The organism is Streptomyces justiciae, from assembly GCF_015163075.1.
Taxonomy (GTDB): domain Bacteria; phylum Actinomycetota; class Actinomycetes; order Streptomycetales; family Streptomycetaceae; genus Streptomyces; species Streptomyces justiciae.
The window spans coordinates 92,928-109,009 of record NZ_JADDXU010000028.1 but is presented as its reverse complement, the minus strand read 5'-3'; the positions used below and the strand labels follow the sequence as shown (position 1 = coordinate 109,009).

At 70.2% G+C, this 16,082-nt stretch carries 18 protein-coding genes and 1 pseudogene; 1 reads left to right on the top strand and 18 read right to left on the bottom strand.

The genetic code is table 11. From position 1 onward, the window contains the following. Positions 1–114: 114 nt before the first annotated feature. The 18 genes and pseudogenes from IQ210_RS43995 to proS form a co-directional block, all read right to left on the bottom strand. The gene (locus IQ210_RS43995) at positions 115–672 is read right to left on the bottom strand and encodes a TetR/AcrR family transcriptional regulator (protein WP_194084858.1); all 558 of its coding nucleotides are present in this window, start codon (positions 670–672) and stop codon (positions 115–117) included. Between the two features lie 94 nt (positions 673–766). Beyond that, positions 767–1,609, bottom strand: a complete 843-nt coding sequence (whiG, locus tag IQ210_RS43990; protein ID WP_059198024.1) for an RNA polymerase sigma factor WhiG — start codon at positions 1,607–1,609, stop codon at positions 767–769. Positions 1,610–1,931: 322 nt separating this feature from the next. Then, positions 1,932–3,092, bottom strand: a complete 1,161-nt coding sequence (gene dprA, locus IQ210_RS43985) for a DNA-processing protein DprA (RefSeq protein WP_194084856.1) — start codon at positions 3,090–3,092, stop codon at positions 1,932–1,934. Then, a complete protein-coding gene (locus tag IQ210_RS43980; RefSeq protein WP_194084855.1) occupies positions 3,089–4,714 on the bottom strand; it encodes a YifB family Mg chelatase-like AAA ATPase in 1,626 nt (541 codons plus the stop codon). Before IQ210_RS43980 ends, dprA begins: the two co-directional genes overlap by 4 nt. Position 4,715: 1 nt before the next feature. Next, entirely contained in the window at positions 4,716–5,078 is a 363-nt protein-coding gene (locus tag IQ210_RS43975) for a YraN family protein (RefSeq protein WP_079309729.1), read from the bottom strand. 118 nt (positions 5,079–5,196) lie between these two features. Continuing rightward, the gene (locus IQ210_RS43970; protein ID WP_003965949.1) at positions 5,197–5,505 is read right to left on the bottom strand and encodes a DUF2469 domain-containing protein; all 309 of its coding nucleotides are present in this window, start codon (positions 5,503–5,505) and stop codon (positions 5,197–5,199) included. Positions 5,506–5,561: 56 nt separating this feature from the next. Next, the gene (locus IQ210_RS43965; RefSeq protein ID WP_194084854.1) at positions 5,562–6,077 is read right to left on the bottom strand and encodes an NUDIX hydrolase; all 516 of its coding nucleotides are present in this window, start codon (positions 6,075–6,077) and stop codon (positions 5,562–5,564) included. Then, positions 6,067–6,849 carry a signal peptidase I gene (lepB, locus tag IQ210_RS43960; RefSeq protein ID WP_194084853.1) on the bottom strand — a complete coding sequence of 261 codons (783 nt, stop codon included), beginning with the start codon at positions 6,847–6,849 and terminating at the stop codon, positions 6,067–6,069. The genes IQ210_RS43965 and lepB (IQ210_RS43960) overlap by 11 nt, the downstream gene beginning before the upstream one ends. Positions 6,850–6,957: 108 nt before the next feature. After that, on the bottom strand, positions 6,958–7,920 hold the full coding sequence (lepB, locus tag IQ210_RS43955; RefSeq protein ID WP_407699748.1) for a signal peptidase I: 963 nt from the start codon (positions 7,918–7,920) through the stop codon (positions 6,958–6,960). Next, positions 7,817–8,902, bottom strand: a pseudogene (gene lepB / locus IQ210_RS43950) (signal peptidase I); the annotation flags it as partial. The pseudogene lepB (IQ210_RS43950) and the gene lepB (IQ210_RS43955), both read right to left, overlap by 104 nt. Further along, a complete protein-coding gene (gene lepB / locus IQ210_RS43945; protein ID WP_194084850.1) occupies positions 8,895–9,611 on the bottom strand; it encodes a signal peptidase I in 717 nt (238 codons plus the stop codon). The pseudogene lepB (IQ210_RS43950) and the gene lepB (IQ210_RS43945), both read right to left, overlap by 8 nt. A gap of 47 nt (positions 9,612–9,658) precedes the next feature. Further along, complete coding sequence (gene rplS / locus IQ210_RS43940; RefSeq protein WP_079309735.1) at positions 9,659–10,009, bottom strand: 50S ribosomal protein L19; 351 nt, start codon at positions 10,007–10,009, stop codon at positions 9,659–9,661. A gap of 133 nt (positions 10,010–10,142) precedes the next feature. After that, positions 10,143–10,976 (bottom strand): tRNA (guanosine(37)-N1)-methyltransferase TrmD, encoded by an 834-nt coding sequence (gene trmD, locus IQ210_RS43935; protein ID WP_194084849.1) that lies wholly within the window; start codon positions 10,974–10,976, stop codon positions 10,143–10,145. Beyond that, the gene (rimM, locus tag IQ210_RS43930; protein WP_194084848.1) at positions 10,973–11,518 is read right to left on the bottom strand and encodes a ribosome maturation factor RimM; all 546 of its coding nucleotides are present in this window, start codon (positions 11,516–11,518) and stop codon (positions 10,973–10,975) included. The genes trmD and rimM overlap by 4 nt, the downstream gene beginning before the upstream one ends. A 277-nt stretch (positions 11,519–11,795) precedes the next feature. Beyond that, entirely contained in the window at positions 11,796–12,035 is a 240-nt protein-coding gene (locus IQ210_RS43925; RefSeq protein ID WP_003973401.1) for an RNA-binding protein, read from the bottom strand. Between the two features lie 2 nt (positions 12,036–12,037). Then, positions 12,038–12,457, bottom strand: coding sequence for a 30S ribosomal protein S16 (rpsP, locus tag IQ210_RS43920; RefSeq protein ID WP_059198036.1), 420 nt, complete (start codon positions 12,455–12,457; stop codon positions 12,038–12,040). Between the two features lie 276 nt (positions 12,458–12,733). Then, the gene (locus tag IQ210_RS43915; protein WP_059198037.1) at positions 12,734–13,330 is read right to left on the bottom strand and encodes a hypothetical protein; all 597 of its coding nucleotides are present in this window, start codon (positions 13,328–13,330) and stop codon (positions 12,734–12,736) included. A 261-nt stretch (positions 13,331–13,591) separates the two neighbouring features. After that, a complete protein-coding gene (proS, locus tag IQ210_RS43910; RefSeq protein ID WP_194084847.1) occupies positions 13,592–15,007 on the bottom strand; it encodes a proline--tRNA ligase in 1,416 nt (471 codons plus the stop codon). 199 nt (positions 15,008–15,206) lie between these two features. On the opposite strand from proS, the gene IQ210_RS43905 reads away from it, so the two are divergent. Further along, positions 15,207–16,064 (top strand): SAM-dependent methyltransferase, encoded by an 858-nt coding sequence (locus IQ210_RS43905; protein WP_194084846.1) that lies wholly within the window; start codon positions 15,207–15,209, stop codon positions 16,062–16,064. Positions 16,065–16,082: the final 18 nt, after the last annotated feature.

Sequence of the window (16,082 nt, the reverse complement as noted above, 5' to 3'; positions counted from 1 at the left end):
ATCCCCCTGCCATGACTGCGGGCAGTCGTGCCGCTGGGGCGGCACGGGTGGGCGCAGGCGGCACCCCGCCGGCGCGGGCGAGCGAAACCGCCCCCGCAGCAACCCCCACCAACCTCAGCCGCGAACGCCCCGCAGAGCCATCGCCACCGCAGCCTCAGCGATCGCCGCAGGATCCTCCGCCGCCCCCAGCTCGATCCGCCGCACAGCAGCGTCCACAACCCCTTGCAGCAACATCGCCGCAAGCCGAGGCTCCGAATGCCCCATCTCCTCCAGCGCCTCACCGATCATCGCGACCAACCCCCCGTGCGCGGCCCGGATCTTCTCCCGAGCCCCCGCATCGAGCTCACTCGCGGAAATGGCGACCACGGCCCGATGCCGCCGATCCCCCACCAGCGCCAGCTGCCGCCGCACATACGCCTCGACCTTGGCCTCTGCCCCGTCCGCCGCGCCCATCGCCGCAGCGACCTCCGCCGCCCAGACCGGGAAGTCGACCTCGCACAGCTCCTCGACGACCGCGGCCCTCGACCGGAAGTACTCGTACACGGACGACCGCGCCAGCCCCGTCCGCTCCGCGAGAGCCGGGAACGTCAGCGCCTCCGTCCCACCCTCGGACAGCAACGACCGAGCCGCGTCCAGCAGGGCGGCTCGCTGCATCGACCGGTGCTCGGCCACGGAGGCCGCTCGAATCCTTGGCACGTCCACCACTTTACGGACGCACCGCCCCGGACGGGAGTCACTCTCGACCACGACCGTCCATCCGGCCAGGTCACCGACCGAAGCTCGCCAGTTTCGCCCGCAGTTGCAGCACCGACTTGGTGTGGATCTGACTGACCCGGCTCTCGGTCACCCCCAGCACGTTCCCGATCTCCGCGAGGGTCAGCCCCTCGTAGTAGTAGAGCGTGACCACGGTCTTCTCCCGCTCGGGCAGCGTGTTGATCGCCCGCGCCAGGAACCGCCGCAGCTCCCGGTCCTCGGCCACCTCCACCGGATTGTCGGCGGCGGTGTCCTCCAGCGTGTCCATCAGGCTCAGCCGGTCGCCGCCCTCACCCCCGACATGCAGCAGCTCCTCCAGCGCGACCACGTTGGCCAGCGACAACTGACTGAAGACCGCGTGGAGTTCATCCACGGCGATCCCCATCTCGGTCGCCACCTCACCCTCGCTGGGCGTCCGCCGCAACCGCGCCTCCAGCGTCGCGTACGCCCGCTCGACGTTCCGCGCCTTCTGCCGCACCGACCGCGGAATCCAGTCCAGCGCCCGCAGCTCGTCGATCATCGCGCCCCGGATCCGGGTGATCGCGTACGTCTCGAACTTGATCTCCCGGTCGATGTCGAACTTCTCGATCGCGTCGATGAGCCCGAAGACACCGGAGGAGACGAAGTCGGCCTGCTCGACGTTGGGCGGCAGCCCCACGCTGACCCGGCCCGCCACGTACTTCACGAGCGGCGAGTAGTGCAGGATCAGCTGCTCCCGCAGCCGTTCGTCCCCCGTCGCCTTGTACGACCGCCACAGCTCGTCGAGCGTCGAGGGAGCGGGGGGCCGCACGCTGCCACCGTCCCGGGCGGCTGGGGGGACCGCCGCCCGGTCGGACCCGGAGGTGTGCTGGGGCATTCGTCGCCTTGTGCCGTTCTGCCGTGAAGTGGGGATGGCTGGGTGACCTGTCGGTCTGATGCGGATCTGGAATCTCTGATGTGGATCTGGAGTCTCTGGTGTTGATCTGTGGTCGAGTCGCCGTTCCGTGCCGGAATCCCCGTGAGCGTAGCGTGACTGGAGTGTCGCGGTGTGCGAAGGAGCGGCCCCGAGCCGTGCGCAGATACGTTCCTCTCGACGCCCCGCCGAGTCACGCCGACGACTCAGCGTGACCGCGGGGAAACTCCAACTGCGGGAATTCCCAAGGCTGTAGGGGTTCCCCCGGACGGCCGAACACGCTCGGTCAACTCGGAGCGCGAGCACCACGGACGGAGATCATCGCCTGGCGTGTCAACTTCCAGCCGTCGCCGTGTCGTTCGACGTAACCAAGTGATCGGAGCTCGTACAGTCTCGCGACCGCCTCGTCCTCCGTCGTCTGCGCGCCCAGCCCGATGTCGACCGCGCTCGCCGCACGGCGTGCCGGCAGCGCGTCGAGAACTCTCCGCGCACCTGGTTCGAGAAGATCGCGCGGCAGCACAGGCCCTTTCCGCTCCGGCGCGAGCTCGCCCATGTCCCCGACCACCTCGACGACTTCCTCGGCGTCGGTGACGAGTTCGGCGTCGCCGCGCAGCAGTTCGTGCACCCCGGCCGAGAGGCCGCTGGTGGCCGGCCCGGGCACGCCCATGGTGTGCCGCCCGAGCCGTTGCGCGGCGCGCGCGGTGACGAGCGAGCCGCTGCGGTACGCCGCCTCGACGACGACGGTCCCTCTGGTCAGCGCGGCGATGACGCGGTTCCGCAGCACGAACCGGCTAGGCGTCGGATGGTCCCCCGGCGGCAACTCCCCCACCACCAGCCCCTGTTCCGCGATCCTGGTGATCAACTCGGTGTGCCCGCGCGGGTAGGGTCGATCGACGCCGCAGGCCAGCACGGCGACGGTGGCACCGCCGGCGCCCAGCGCCCCTCTGTGGGCGGCCCCGTCGACGCCGTACGCACCCCCTGACACGACCACCCACCCGCGCTCGGCGAGCCCGGCGGCGAGGGTGGCCGCCATGTGGGCGCCGTACTCGGTGCAGGCCCGAGCCCCCACCACCGCGACGGACCGCAAGGCCCACATCCGCAGGCTGGGCCGCCCCCGCACCCACAGCCCGAGCGGCCGGGCGTCTCCAAGATCGTCCAACTGCCCGGGCCACTCACCGTCCCCCGGACAGACGAACCTCACGCCGGCCTCGGCCGCGACCGCGAGATCGCCCCGCGGCTCGGCCCGCGCCGCGCGAGCCACCAGCCCGGCCCACCGCTTCCCACTCACCCCGGGCAACACCTCCCGCCCGTCCCGCAACCTCCGAGCCACCTCCCCCACCCCGAACTCCCGCACCCACCGCCCGGCAACCTCGTCACCGGGCTCGATGACCCGGGCGAGAAAGACTCGGGCGAGCAGCTCGCGGCCCGGGTCCTCCCCTCCGTTCATGTGAGCGCTCCGATGGCCATGGGGACGCCCCTGGGAACCCCGGTGCGCAGTTGCAGGGCCAGGGCGACGTCGGTGGCGTCGGGCCGTTGGTGTCCCAGCAGGTCGGCGACCGTCCAGGCGACGCGCAGCACACGGTCGAGTCCGCGGGCCGTCAGCACACCGCGTTCGAGGCTGCGCTCGGCCTCGTCCATCGCCCCGGGTAGCGCATGCCAGCGGCTGCGCAGCTCACGGCCGGGCACCTCGCTGTTGGTCCGCCACGGGGTGCCGACGAGCCGTGCCGCCGCGCGCTCCCTGGCGGCCCGCACCCGGTCGGCGACCACCGCCGTCGACTCCCCTCTGGCCCCGCGCTGGGCCAGCTGCGCCCGGGTGACGCGGTCGACCTCCACCCGCAGGTCGACCCGGTCGAGCAGCGGACCGGAGAGCCGGGCCTGGTACCGGCGGATCGCCGAGGGCGGGCATTCACAGAAGTCGTCGGTCTGGGAGAAGCGCCCGCAGGGGCACGGATTGGCCGCGAGCACCATCTGGAACTTCGCCGGGAACCGCACGACACCCGCGCTGCGGGCGATCACCACATGCCCCGCCTCCAGAGGCTGGCGGAGCGCGTCCAGCGCCTGGCTGTTGAACTCCGGGGTCTCGTCCAAAAAGAGCACCCCGCGATGCGACAGCGACACCGCGCCGGGCCGGGCGATGCCGGGGCCACCGCCGACGAGCGCCTGCATGGTGGCCGAGTGGTGCGGGGCGCAGTAGGGCGCGGTGTCGATCAGGGGCTTGCCCGGTGGCAGCAGCCCGGCCACCGAGTGCACCGCCGTGACCTCGAGCGACTCCTGCCGGGTCAGCCGGGGCAGCACCGCGGGCAGGCGTTCCGCCAGCATCGTCTTGCCGGCTCCCGGCGGCCCCTCCAGGAAGAGGTGGTGGCCGCCGGCCGCCGCAACCTCCACGGCGGTGCGGGCAGAGAGCTGGCCCACGACGTCGGCCAGGTCATGACCCTGGTCCTGCTGCGCGGCGCCCATGCTGTGCATGCCGGTGGCCGCGCCCGTGCCCGGCACCCGCAGCCCGGCGAGCAGCGGATCGGGACGGCCCTCCTCCTCCGGCTCCTCGTCGGGCACGGGTTCGTCCGCCAGGACGGCGATCAGCTGGCGCAGGTTGCGGATGCCCAGGACCGAGATGCCGGGCACCAGCGAGGCCTCTGCGGCGGCGCACTCCGGCACCACCACCTGCTCGTAACCGGCGTCGGCGGCCGCGATCACCGCCGGGAGGATGCCCCGTACCGGCCGCACCCGCCCGTCCAGCCCCAACTCCCCGATCATCACGATGTCCGCCAGCACCCGCGGATCGATCCGCTCGGCCGCCCCCAACACCGCGGCCGCCACCGCGAGATCGAACCCGCTCCCGCTCTTCGGCACCGACGCCGGGCTCAACCCCACCGTCAGCTTCTTGGCCGGCCAAGCGGCGCCCGAGTTGACCACCGCGGCCCGCACCCGGTCCTTGCTCTCGGTCAGGCTCTTGTCCGGCAGCCCTACCAGCGTGAACGCCGCGACCCCGGGCTCCAGATCCGCCTGGACCTCCACCACCACACCCTCGACGCCCACCAGCGCCACCGAGCACGTCCGCGCGAACCCCATCTCAGGCCACCCCCCGCGCATGCTCGACGACGGGTGCGCCGCGCTCCGGCAGGAGGACGCCGACCAGGTCGATGCGGACGCCACCCGGTGGCGCCCCTCCGTGGGCGTGGATCCAGCATTCGGCGAGGCCCCGCAGCCGCTCCGCCTTCTCGGGGGTCACCGCGGCCATCGGGTGCTCGAAGGCACCCGCCCGCCGTGTCTTGACCTCGCAGACGACCAGGACCTCTCCGTCCCGCGCCACGATGTCGATCTCACCGGTCCTGCCACAGCGCCAGTTGCGCTCCAGGACGGTCATCCCGGCCTCCGCCAGCCGCCTCGCGGCCAGCGTCTCGCCGTACTTGCCGAGTGCACTGCGTGCGTTCATGTCGGCACCACCTCCGGCGCCAACGATCACGCAGCCGAGCCACCCTTGTTGATCTTGGTGGACTACCCGGCGGTTGTGGAAAACTCAGCCACCCACACGAGCGGCCCCACTACCGCCCTCACCCGCCCGGCAGCTCCAGGTCACTCTTGTTGAGCTCCTCGATGTTCACGTCCTTGAACGTGAGCACCCGTACCTGCTTCACGAACCGAGCGGGCCGGTACATGTCCCAGACCCATGCGTCGGCCATCGAGACCTCGAAGAACACCTCACCCTGGACCGAGTGCACCTGCATCTCGTAGTCGTTGGTGAGATAGAAGCGCCGCTCGGTCTCGATCACGTACTTGAACAGACCGACGACATCGCGGTACTCCCGATAGAGCTTCAGCTCCATCTCGGTCTCGTACTTCTCGAGGTCCTCGGCGCTCATGGCATGTTCCCCTTCAGCCGTGCGATCCCACCATTGTGCGCCAGTCCCGTCAGCCCCTAGACGATTTCGGTGTCGAGGGTCACGGGCCCGGCCGGGGGACCTTCGTCGAGCAGCCTGCGGAGCAGCTCGGCGAGTCTGGTCGGATACACCGTCTCATGTGCCCGGGTCAGTTCCTGACACGTCCACCAGCGCGCTCCGGCGACACTGCGCCGTTCCAGATCGGTGAGGGCCGTCGCCGCCGTCGCCGTCTGCGTCGTCCGGGCCAGGAAGTACCACTCGTCCTGGTCCCAGCGGCGCCCCGCGAACGGGAAGGAGCACATCCGCCGCCACAGCACCGGCCCGAGCTCGACCTCGGTGATTCCGGTCTCCTCGGCGAGTTCCCTGAGAGCGGCCGCTTCACGAGTCTCGTCGCCCTCGACTCCGCCGCCGGGCGTGAACCACCAGTCGTCGCTCGGATCGTCCGGCTCATGGCCGTGCAGGAGCAGGATGCGGTCGTCGGGGTCGAGCAGCACCACCCTGGCGACCTTGCGCAGTCCGCCCTCGTAGGTGTCCGCCGCGGCCTCAGCGCGCACCCACGGGCTCCGTCCGGGTCCGAGCGGCACGACGCTTGCCGAGGCGCTTGGCGATCGGACCGTAGGCGCCACCGCCGAGCACGAGCACCGCGCCGCCGATGATCAGGGCGGTGATCGTCCGCAGCGGTCCCGGCGCGGACAGCGCACCGAGCTCCTTGAAGCCGCTCGGCTCCTTCAGCATGCCGTCCATGGGCCAGACGACGGCGTCGACGCGGGCGGTCACGGCGCTCACCGCGACCGTGCCACTGGCCGCGTCCGTGAGATGGGCGGAGGAGTCCAGGGAGCCCTGCCGCTCGTCACCGAGCAGGAACAGCCGGCCCTTGGGGACGGTCACCTCGGGGATGTTCTTCCACTCGGCCAGGCTGTCCTTGGGCAGATACGGTTCGTCGATCTGCTTGCCGTTGACGGTCAGCTTGCCCTTCGTGCAGCAGGAGACGGTGTCCCCGCCGACCGCGACCACGCGCTTGACCACGGGAGCGTTGCTCACCCAGGTCTTGTCGGTGAAGACGACCACGTCGCCCCGGCGGATGTCGCCGCCGTCGATGCGCTGCGCCAGCACCCGGTCGCCGGCGTCGATGGTGGGCGCCATCGAGCTGGTGGGCACGGTGTACGGCCGGTAGACCACCGCTCCCCAGGCGAACCCGCCGAGGAACAGCACCAGGCCCAGCGCGACGGCCAGCCCGGACAGTCGCTGTCCGGTCCGGCTGCCCACCGGGCCCGTGTTGGTGCCACCGCTGCGCGGGGCCGTACGTGTCGTGCTCTCGCCACCCATGGGTCCGCACCCTACCCGGCGGTACCGGAACCGGTCAGCCCCCTTCGGGGACCAAGGTCACCGGCTCCGTAAAGGTTTGCCTAGGTGAACCCGGTGCCTCGACGAAGGTCAGCGCGTCTCCACCGGCGCGATCCTGCGCCGCCGCCACAGCACCACCGGCACCGCGCCCGCGAGCGCCAGCCCCTGCGGGGCCACCGTCAGGGCGGTGGACGCCGAGGACTGGGTGTTCAGGCCGTCCTGGTCGAAGGTGTCCGGCACCGGCAGGGTGCCCCAGCGGTTGATCGGCCAGGCCTTGACGATGGCCCGTCCGACGACCTCGTCGACCGGGACCATGCCGTGGTACTTGTCGTCCTGGTTGTAGCGCGAGTCGCGGGAGTTCTGGCGGTGGTCGCCCATGACCCAGATGAAGCCCTTGGGCACCTTCACCTTGAACTGGCCGCCCATGTCGTCGACCGTGCAAGGGGTGTTGCCGGCGTAGACGTAGTCGCTCTCGTTCAGCGCCTTGCCGTTGACCTTCACCGGACCGGTGCCCTTGCACTCGACGGTGTCGCCGCCGACGCCGATGACCCGCTTGATGAGGTCCTTCTCCTCGGCGGACGGCATCAGACCGATCCAGCTGAGGAACGTCTGGACGGCGTTCGGCTCGGCGGTCGGTTCACCCGCCAGCCACTTGGTCGGGTCGTGGAAGACGACGACCTCACCGCGCTCGGGCTCGGAGCCGAACCACGGCGTCAGCTTGTCGACGAGGACCCGGTCACCCTGCTGGAGGGTGTTCTGCATCGAGTCGGACGGGATCGAGAACGCCTGCACCAGGAACGTCTTGATCAGCAGCGCCAGCACGAGCGCGATACCGATCAGGATCGGCAGTTCCTTCCAGAAGGAACGCGGCTTCTTCGGCGCGGGTTTCGACTCTTCCTGGCCCTGATCGGTCCTGGTCCCGTCCCCGTCTCCACCGGAGCCGTCGTTCGAGGTCACGACGCTGTCCGCGGCAGGGTCGGCCGCGTCCACGGGGCGTCCGCGGTGCTCCTCGCCGTCGTGTCCGGACCGTGCGCCAACCGCCACATCCCCCACGCCAACTCCTTACTCTGTGCCGCCGCCTGCCCATGACACGGTGCAGGCCCACCACTCCCATAACGAGCGGGAGTTCCGCAGGGGTCGGGAGTTGGACAGGTCCATTCGGATCGTCGGAGGCAACCCTATGCGACAGCGGGGGAGCAGCGGTCGACCCGGTCGCCGAGTCGGACACGGAAGCGTAGGTTTTCGGCTCCTTCAAGGTGGTCCAGTGCCCCAGGGGCCAGGCGATGACCATCGCCCGTCCCACCACCGAGTCCTCGGAGACCGTGCCGCCGTAGTCGGTGTCCTGATGGACGCGGGAGTCCGCGGAGTTGGCCCGGTGGTCGCCCATCACCCACAACCGCCCCTGGGGGACGGTGATGTCGAACTGCTGCGTGGAGGGAGCGTTGCCGGGATAGAGGTAGTCGCCCTCGGTGAGCGGGACGCCGTTGACGGTCACCCGCCCCTGTGTGTCACAGCACTTGACGCGGTCGCCGCCGACGCCGACGACGCGCTTGATGAGGTCCTTCTCGTTGTCGGACGGCAGCAGGCCGATGAAGGTGAGCCCTTCCTTGATCTGCTTGACGACGACGGGGTCCTCCTTCTTCACCGTCGTCTGCTCGTCCTTGAGCCAGCCGCCGGGGTCCTTGAAGACGACGACGTCCCCGCGCTGCGGCTTGGAGCCGAACCACGGGGTGAACTTGTCGACCAGGACGCGGTCGCCGATCTGGATCGTCTGCTCCATCGAGCCCGACGGGATCACGAAGGCCTGCACCAGGAAGGTCTTCAGCACCAGGGCTATGAGGACGGCGACACCGACGAGGAGCGGTATCTCCTTCACGGCGGAGCGCCTGCGGCGCCGCTTGACCTTGCGCTGGAGCTTGCGGCGCTCCGCGCGCGTACGGCCGCCCGCGGGGCTGGCGGCGCGCCGGACGCCGGTGGGGAGCAGGTTGTCGGCGGCGTCGCCGGGCACCCCGCGCGGTTTGCCGCGGTTACCCATGCGCACCGCCCGCGGCGGGCACGCGCGCGTAGGCGGCGGAAGGCTTGAGCCGGGTCCAGTGCGCGGTCGGCCATACGATCCAGTCGGCGCGGCCGATGACCTCGTCGACCGGGATCATGCCGCCGCCGGGCGAGCCCAGATGGTCGCGGGAGTCGCTGGAGTGGCTGCGATGGTCGCCGAGGACGAAGAGGGTGCCGTCGGGCACGACGACGTCGAAGGCCACCGTCGACGGGCTGTCACCGGGGTACAGGAACGTCGACTCGTCGACCGACCGGCCGTTCACCTCGATCCTCCCCTTCTTGTCGCAGCAGACCACGTGGTCTCCCCCCACACCCACAACGCGCTTGATGTAGTCCGCATCCCCGAAATACCCGGATCCGTCGAACACGACCACATCTCCGCGCCGCGGCTCGGCACCGAAACGGTACGCCAACTTATTTACGAGAACGCGGTCCCCGATCCTCAATCCGTTTTCCATGGATCCGCTGGGAATCTGGAAGGGTTGGGCCACGAAAGCATTGAGGAGCAGCAAAAACAGCAGGCAGACCAGCACGCTCAGGGTGATCCGCCCGCCGGGGAGCCACTCGGTGATCCGCGCCGGCAACGCGAAACGCGACCGTCCCTCCTGACCCTCTGTGTCCGAGATCTCCTCGGAGTCGGAAGGGCGGGAGGAGCGGTCGCGCTCCGTCTGCTGTGCTTCGGTGTCCATCGGGGCCAGATGCTATCCGGCCCCTCTGTGGAGCCCCGAACGCGAGATCAGCTCTCGCGCTTCTCCTTGATCTTCGCGGCCTTGCCGCGCAGCTCGCGCAGGTAGTACAGCTTCGCGCGACGGACGTCACCGCGGGTGACGAGCTCGATCTTCTCGACGATCGGGGTGTGCACCGGGAAGGTGCGCTCGACGCCGACGGAGAACGAGACCTTGCGGACCGTGAAGGTCTCGCGGACACCGGCGCCCTGGCGACGGATGACTACGCCCTTGAACTGCTGCACACGGGAGCGGTTGCCCTCGATGACGCGGACGTGGACGTTGACGGTGTCACCCGGGCGGAAGGCCGGGATGTCGCTGCGCAGCGACGCGCTGTCGACGGAGTCGAGCAGGTGAGACATTTCGTCTGCTTTCTTCGCCCATGCCACAGGTCATAGGCGGGAGCTAGGTGTATCGGAGGATGCTGTCCATGTCGGGGCGGGCGTCGTGTCCCCCTGTGGCAGGGGCGCACGCCGGACGACGCACAACAGCGACCTATTCTTCCACGTCGTCGACCCGACGCCAAAATCGGCCGTACGGCTCCCCTGCCGGGTCCGGCGCCCAGCCCAGGATGGAGAGCATCTCGCGGTCCTTCTTGTCGAAGGCCTTGGGGTCGCAGCGCTCGATGAGGTCGGGCCGGTTGGCGGTGGTGCGCTTGAGTGCCTCGTCGCGCCGCCAGCGGGCGATCCTGCCGTGGTGGCCGCTGAGCAGCGTCTCCGGGATCTCCCGGCCGCGCCAGGCGGGCGGCTTGGTGTAGACGGGGCCCTCCAGGAGGTTCGCCATCGCGCCGGGCGCGAAGGAGTCGTCCCGGTGGGACTCGGCGTTGCCGAGGACGCCGGGCAGCAGCCGCGCCACGGCCTCGGTGACGACCAGGACGGCCGCCTCGCCGCCGGCGAGGACGTAGTCGCCGATGGAGACCTCGTAGACGGGCATCCGGGTCGCGTACTCGTCGATGACCCGGCGGTCGATGCCCTCGTAGCGGGCCGGTGTGAAGACCAGCCAGGGCCGCTCGGACAGCTCGACGGCGAGTTCCTGGGTGAAGGGGCGCCCGCTGGGCGTCGGGACGATGAGAGCGGGTGCGTGCGAGCCCGTCTCATAGCCGTCGGCCAGCACGGAGTCCAGCGCGTCCCCCCAGGGCTCGGTCTTCATGACCATGCCGGGGCCGCCGCCGTACGGGGTGTCGTCGACGGTGTTGTGGCGGTCGTAGGTCCACTCGCGCAGGTCGTGGACGTTCACCTGAAGCTGTCCACGCGCGCGTGCCTTGCCGACGAGGGAGACGTTCAGCGGTTCGAGGTACTCGGGGAAGATCGTGACGACGTCGAGTCTCATGCGCCGTCTTCCTTCGAGGACGCGATCTCGGCCTGGTCGTCGATCAGCCCGGGCGGCGGCGTGATGACCGCCTTCTGCTCCTCCAGGTCGATCTCGGTGACGATCTCCTCGACGAACGGGATCATCACCTCGCTGCCGTCGGGCCGCTCCACGATGAAGAGGTCCTGCGAGGGCAGGTGCGAGATCTCGGTGATCCGGCCGACCTCCACGCCGTCGGCGGTGACCACGTCCAGGTCGATCAGCTGGTGGTCGTAGTACTCGTCCTCGTCCTCCGGCAGCTCCTCCGGGTCGACCTCGGCGATCAGGAGGGTGTTGCGCAGGGCCTCGGCGGCGGTGCGGTCCTTGACGCCCTCGAAGCGCAGGAGGAGCCGGCCGCTGTGCACCCGGCCGGTCTCGATGGTGAGGGGGCCGGTGGCGGCGGGGTCCGTGAGCAGGACGGCACCGGGGGCGAGCCGGAGCTCCGGCTCGTCGGTGCGGACCTCCACGGTGACCTCGCCCTTGATGCCGTGAGCACGGCCGATGCGAGCGACTACGAGCTGCACTTTTCGAAGATCTCCTGATCGTACGTACGACTACGGGCCGGGGACGGCCCCAAGGCCCTCCCCGGCCCGTGGGCCTGTCCAGCGGATCCTGTCGCAGACGCGGGGCTTGGCACGCACATCTGCCGCGTTGTCGTCAGTCGCCGACGCTCCGCGTCGACTCCCTCCTCCGCCTTGCAGCTGCACGCACCAAGCCCCGCTCGCCTGCGCTATTGAAGAAACCGCTGATTCCCTGCGACCTGATCCGCCGGACAGGCCCACGCCGGTGCTGCGATTGGCGTCAGCGGACGTGGTCGACGTCGACGAGGTCGACGCGGACACCGCGGCCGCCGATGGCGCCCACGACGGTACGCAGAGCGCGTGCGGTGCGGCCGTTGCGGCCGATCACCTTGCCGAGGTCGTCGGGGTGGACCCGGACCTCGAGCACGCGTCCGCGGCGCAGGTTGCGGGATGCGACCTGCACATCGTCAGGGTTGTCGACGATGCCCTTCACGAGGTGCTCGAGAGCCTCCTCGAGCATGCTCAGGCCTCGGTCGACTCGGACTCGGCGGCAGCCTCGTCCTTCTTCTCAGCCTTCTTCTTCTGGGTGATGGCCTCACCCTTGCCCTCGTCGTCGCCACCAAGGGCCTCGAACGAGGGGCGAGCCTTCTTGGGCTCGGCCACGAGCAGCGGAGCCGGGGCGGGCTCGCCCTTGAACTTCTGCCAGTCGCCGGTCTTCTTCAGGATGGCGAGCACGGGCTCGGTCGGCTGCGCGCCGACACCCAGCCAGTAGGCGACGCGCTCGGCGTCGACCTCGATGCGCGACGGGTTCTGCACCGGGTGGTACAGACCGATCTCCTCGATCGCACGGCCGTCACGACGGGTGCGGGAGTCGGCGACGACGATGCGGTAGTGAGGCGAACGGATCTTGCCCAGACGCTTCAGCTTGATCTTGACTGCCACGGGAGTGGATTCTCCTGGTTTTGACGTGGTTGGGCACGGCGAGATTGCCGCGTGGGGTTGCGGTACCCGAGTGCCCGATGGACGCGTCAGCCGGAGGAGAGAGGGGTCCTGTGCGACTGTCGAGTACAGCTAGACATTGTGCCACACCCCTCGGCTCGCCTCGGACCGAGGCCGGCGCAGGGCATGCCTGACGGGCACCCGGCGGTCCGGGTGCCCGTCAGAGGTGCCCCCACGACACCGGTCCCGGCACCCACGAGACGCCGGCACCGCGCGTGGCTAGGCCGCCCCGACGACCTCCGGGATGCGGAACGGCTTGCCGCAGCCGCCGCACACGATCGGCGCCTGCGCCAGCACCGACGGGACGACCCGTACGTTGCGCCCGCAGTCGCAGACCGCCTTCACGCGCACGCCGCCCCCGGAGGAGCCGTGCCGGGCGGCGGGGCCGCGGAAGGTGCGGGAGGTGTCGGCGGAGGTGGCTGCCGTGTGCGCCTTCAGGGCGCGCTGGAGGCGGTCGATCGTCGGCCGGTAGCGGCGCTTCGCCTCGGGGTTGAGGGTGACCAGCGAGAAGCCGCTGCTCGGGTGCGGCTCCTCGGGGTGGTCCAGGCCCAGTTCCTCGGCGATCGCGAGGAATCTGCGGTTGTGGTAGCGGCCGGCGCGGGAGGTGTCACGGACGCCGCGGGCGGCGGCGATCCCATGGACTGCCTCATGGAGCAGTCGCTCGAAGGAGAGTTCGTGCCCGCACGCGGACGACGACTCCCCGATCAGGGACTCTGGCGCGGCGAGATCCGGCAGCTCGGGGTGGTACCGCTGAATGTCGGCCCACGCCTGCGCCAGCTCGGCGGCGAGAACAGGTGGTGTCTGTGTCGTGCTCACGTAATGACAACGAGCCGGAGTGCCCCAGTGTTCCGATTCCGGGCCATCCCAAATAATTTGCACGTACCCGTCAGTTGCCGCTGATGCGTCCTGACGAGGGCGGGTGCGCTGATCTGCGGAGAAGCCTCACAGCTCGTACCAAGGCGGTACGTAGTCCGATATACGCACCGCCCTGTAGACGATGTCTGCGCGTCGCGACGAGTGGGGTCCTCGGATGCGCAAGAGGCGTTTCGGTCGCTCTCCCGCCGGAAGGGCGCTACCTCAGTAAGCGCGCGCGACGACCGCGACGTTACCCGGCGCGTCGTCGGCGTCCGGCACCGACCCGTCCTCGGCGACCAGACACCGTACGGTCAGCGCGTGCTCGGCCAGTCTGGCCTCGCCTTCTTCGCCGAGCGTCGCCCACGGCACGCGCGCCCAGCCGCCGGCGGTCGCCGCCTCGACGGCCTCCTCGACCGTCGCCACGTCCGCCGTCCGCGACTCCCGGCGCTCCCGCGCCTGGGTCAGCAGCAGCGCCTGATCCTCTTCGAGGATCGTGGGGAGCAGTCGTACGAGGGAGTCGACCGCCACCGGCTCCTTGCCGCCGGGGATGCGCCGCGCCAGCATCGCGGTGCCGTTCTCCAGGTCACGGGGCCCGACCTCGACGCGTACGGGCACACCCTTGAGCTCCCAGTCGACCGCGCGGCGTCCGAAGGGGACGTCCGTGCGGTCGTCGACCCGGACGCGGACGCCCGCCGCCGTCAGCTGATCGCCGAGCTCGCGGACCTTGGCCAGAACCGCCTCGTCGCCCTTGATCGCGAGGACGACCACCTGGATCTGCGCGAGCCTCGGCGGAACCCGCAGGCCGTCGTCGTCGCCGTGCATCATCACGAGCGCGCCGATCATGCGGGTGGTCGAGCCCCAGGAGGTCTGCCAGACCAGTTCCTGCGTGCCGTCCATGGACAGGTACCGGGTGTCGAAGGCCTTGGCGAAGTTCTGGCCCAGCTCGTGGCTGGTGGCCATCTGGAGGGCCTTGCCGTCGCCCATCATGCCTTCGAGCGTGAGGGTGTTGACGGCCCCCGCGAACCGCTCCCGGGCGGTCTTGCGGCCGGGGACGACGTCCATCGCGAGGACGTTCACCATGAAGTCCTCGTAGACCTCGCGGTGGATGTGCGCGGCGAACTCGCGGGCCTCCTCGTAGGTGGCGTGGGCGGTGTGACCCTCCTGCCACAGGAACTCGGTCGTGCGCAGGAACAGCCGGGGCCGCAGCTCCCAACGCACCACGTTGGCCCACTGGTTGATCAGCAGCGGCAGGTCGCGGTAGCTCTGCACCCACTTGGAGAAGTACTCGTTGATGATCATCTCGGAGGTGGGCCGGACGACCGCCGGCTCTTCGAGTTCCTTGCCGCCGCCGTGAGTGACGACCGCGAGTTCGGGCGCGAAGCCCTCGACATGGTCGGCCTCTCGGGTGAGGTACGACTGCGGGATCAGCAGCGGGAAGTACGCGTTCTGGGTGCCCGTCTCCTTGATGCGGGCGTCCATCTCGGCCTGCATCCGCTCCCACAGCCCGTACCCGTACGGTCGGATGACCATGGTGCCGCGCACCGGACCGTTGTCGGCCAGTTCGGCCTTGGCGATCAGATCCTGGTACCAGCGCGGGAAGTCGTCCGCCCGGGGGGTGAGAACAGGTGCCTTTGCCATGGCGCGATGTTACGGGCGCACATTGCCGGGATGTGAATTCTTTTCCCCGGCACAGCCAACCCACAAGCAGGGCCCTTCAGCCTCTGGACGAGCGGTCGAGTGCGGAGTTACCTGGCATACGGGGGGAGTGCGAGCGCACGTCACGGGGGCTACGTGATCGGGCACAGAGGCAACTCTCGGCGGATTGGGGCGCTTATCCATGACACCTACGCTCGTGCGGCAGCACCTGTCCTCGGCGGGCGAGACCTCCCGCGCGGACCTCGGTGCACGCGCGCGTGACTGGTCCGAGATCCAGGAGCGGATGCTGGTCCCGCTCTACGAGGCCGTCTACGAGCGACTCGATGTAGGACACGGCACCCGGCTGCTCGGCCTCGGCTGCGGCAGCGGGCTCGCCCTTCTGATGGCCGCCTCCAGAGGGGCCGCGGTCACCGGCGTCGACGCCTTCTGCCCCGAACGGCTGGCCCTGGCCCGGGAGCGGCTGCTGCCCGAGGCATGGGGCACGCGCGCGCGTGGGGACACACGGTTGGTCGACGGCACACCACAGGACGCGGCCGACGCGGAGACGCCCGCGTACACCCTGGTGACCGCTTTCGAGCCCATCGGGTGTCTCGCGGGCGACTCGGAGGGGCTCGGCGAGCTGTTGCGGGCAGCGACCCCGCTCGCCGAGCGCGGGGCGCCCGTGGTGCTCGCCGGCTGGGGTCCGCCGGAGCGCTGCACCACGTCGTCCGTGCTGCGGGTGGCCACGAAGCTGGCGGATCCGCTGCGCGGCACGGGCAGTTGGCGCCCCGCCCTTCGCGACGACCTGGAGGAGGTCGCCCAGCGGGCGGGACTGAAGCCGGACGGTTCCGGGCGGGTGGCCTGCCCGTTCGGGTACGCCGATCTGGACAGCGCGGTCAAGGGCCTGCTGTCGACCGGTCTCTTCGACGCGGCGATCTCCGCGACGGACCAGGCGCAGGTCGACAAGGAGGTGGCGGAGGCGCTGCATCCGTACCAGCGGCGGGACGGGACGGTGTGGATGCCGAACGTGTTCCGGTATCTCATCGCGCGCGTGCCGTGACCAACATGGCCTGAACCA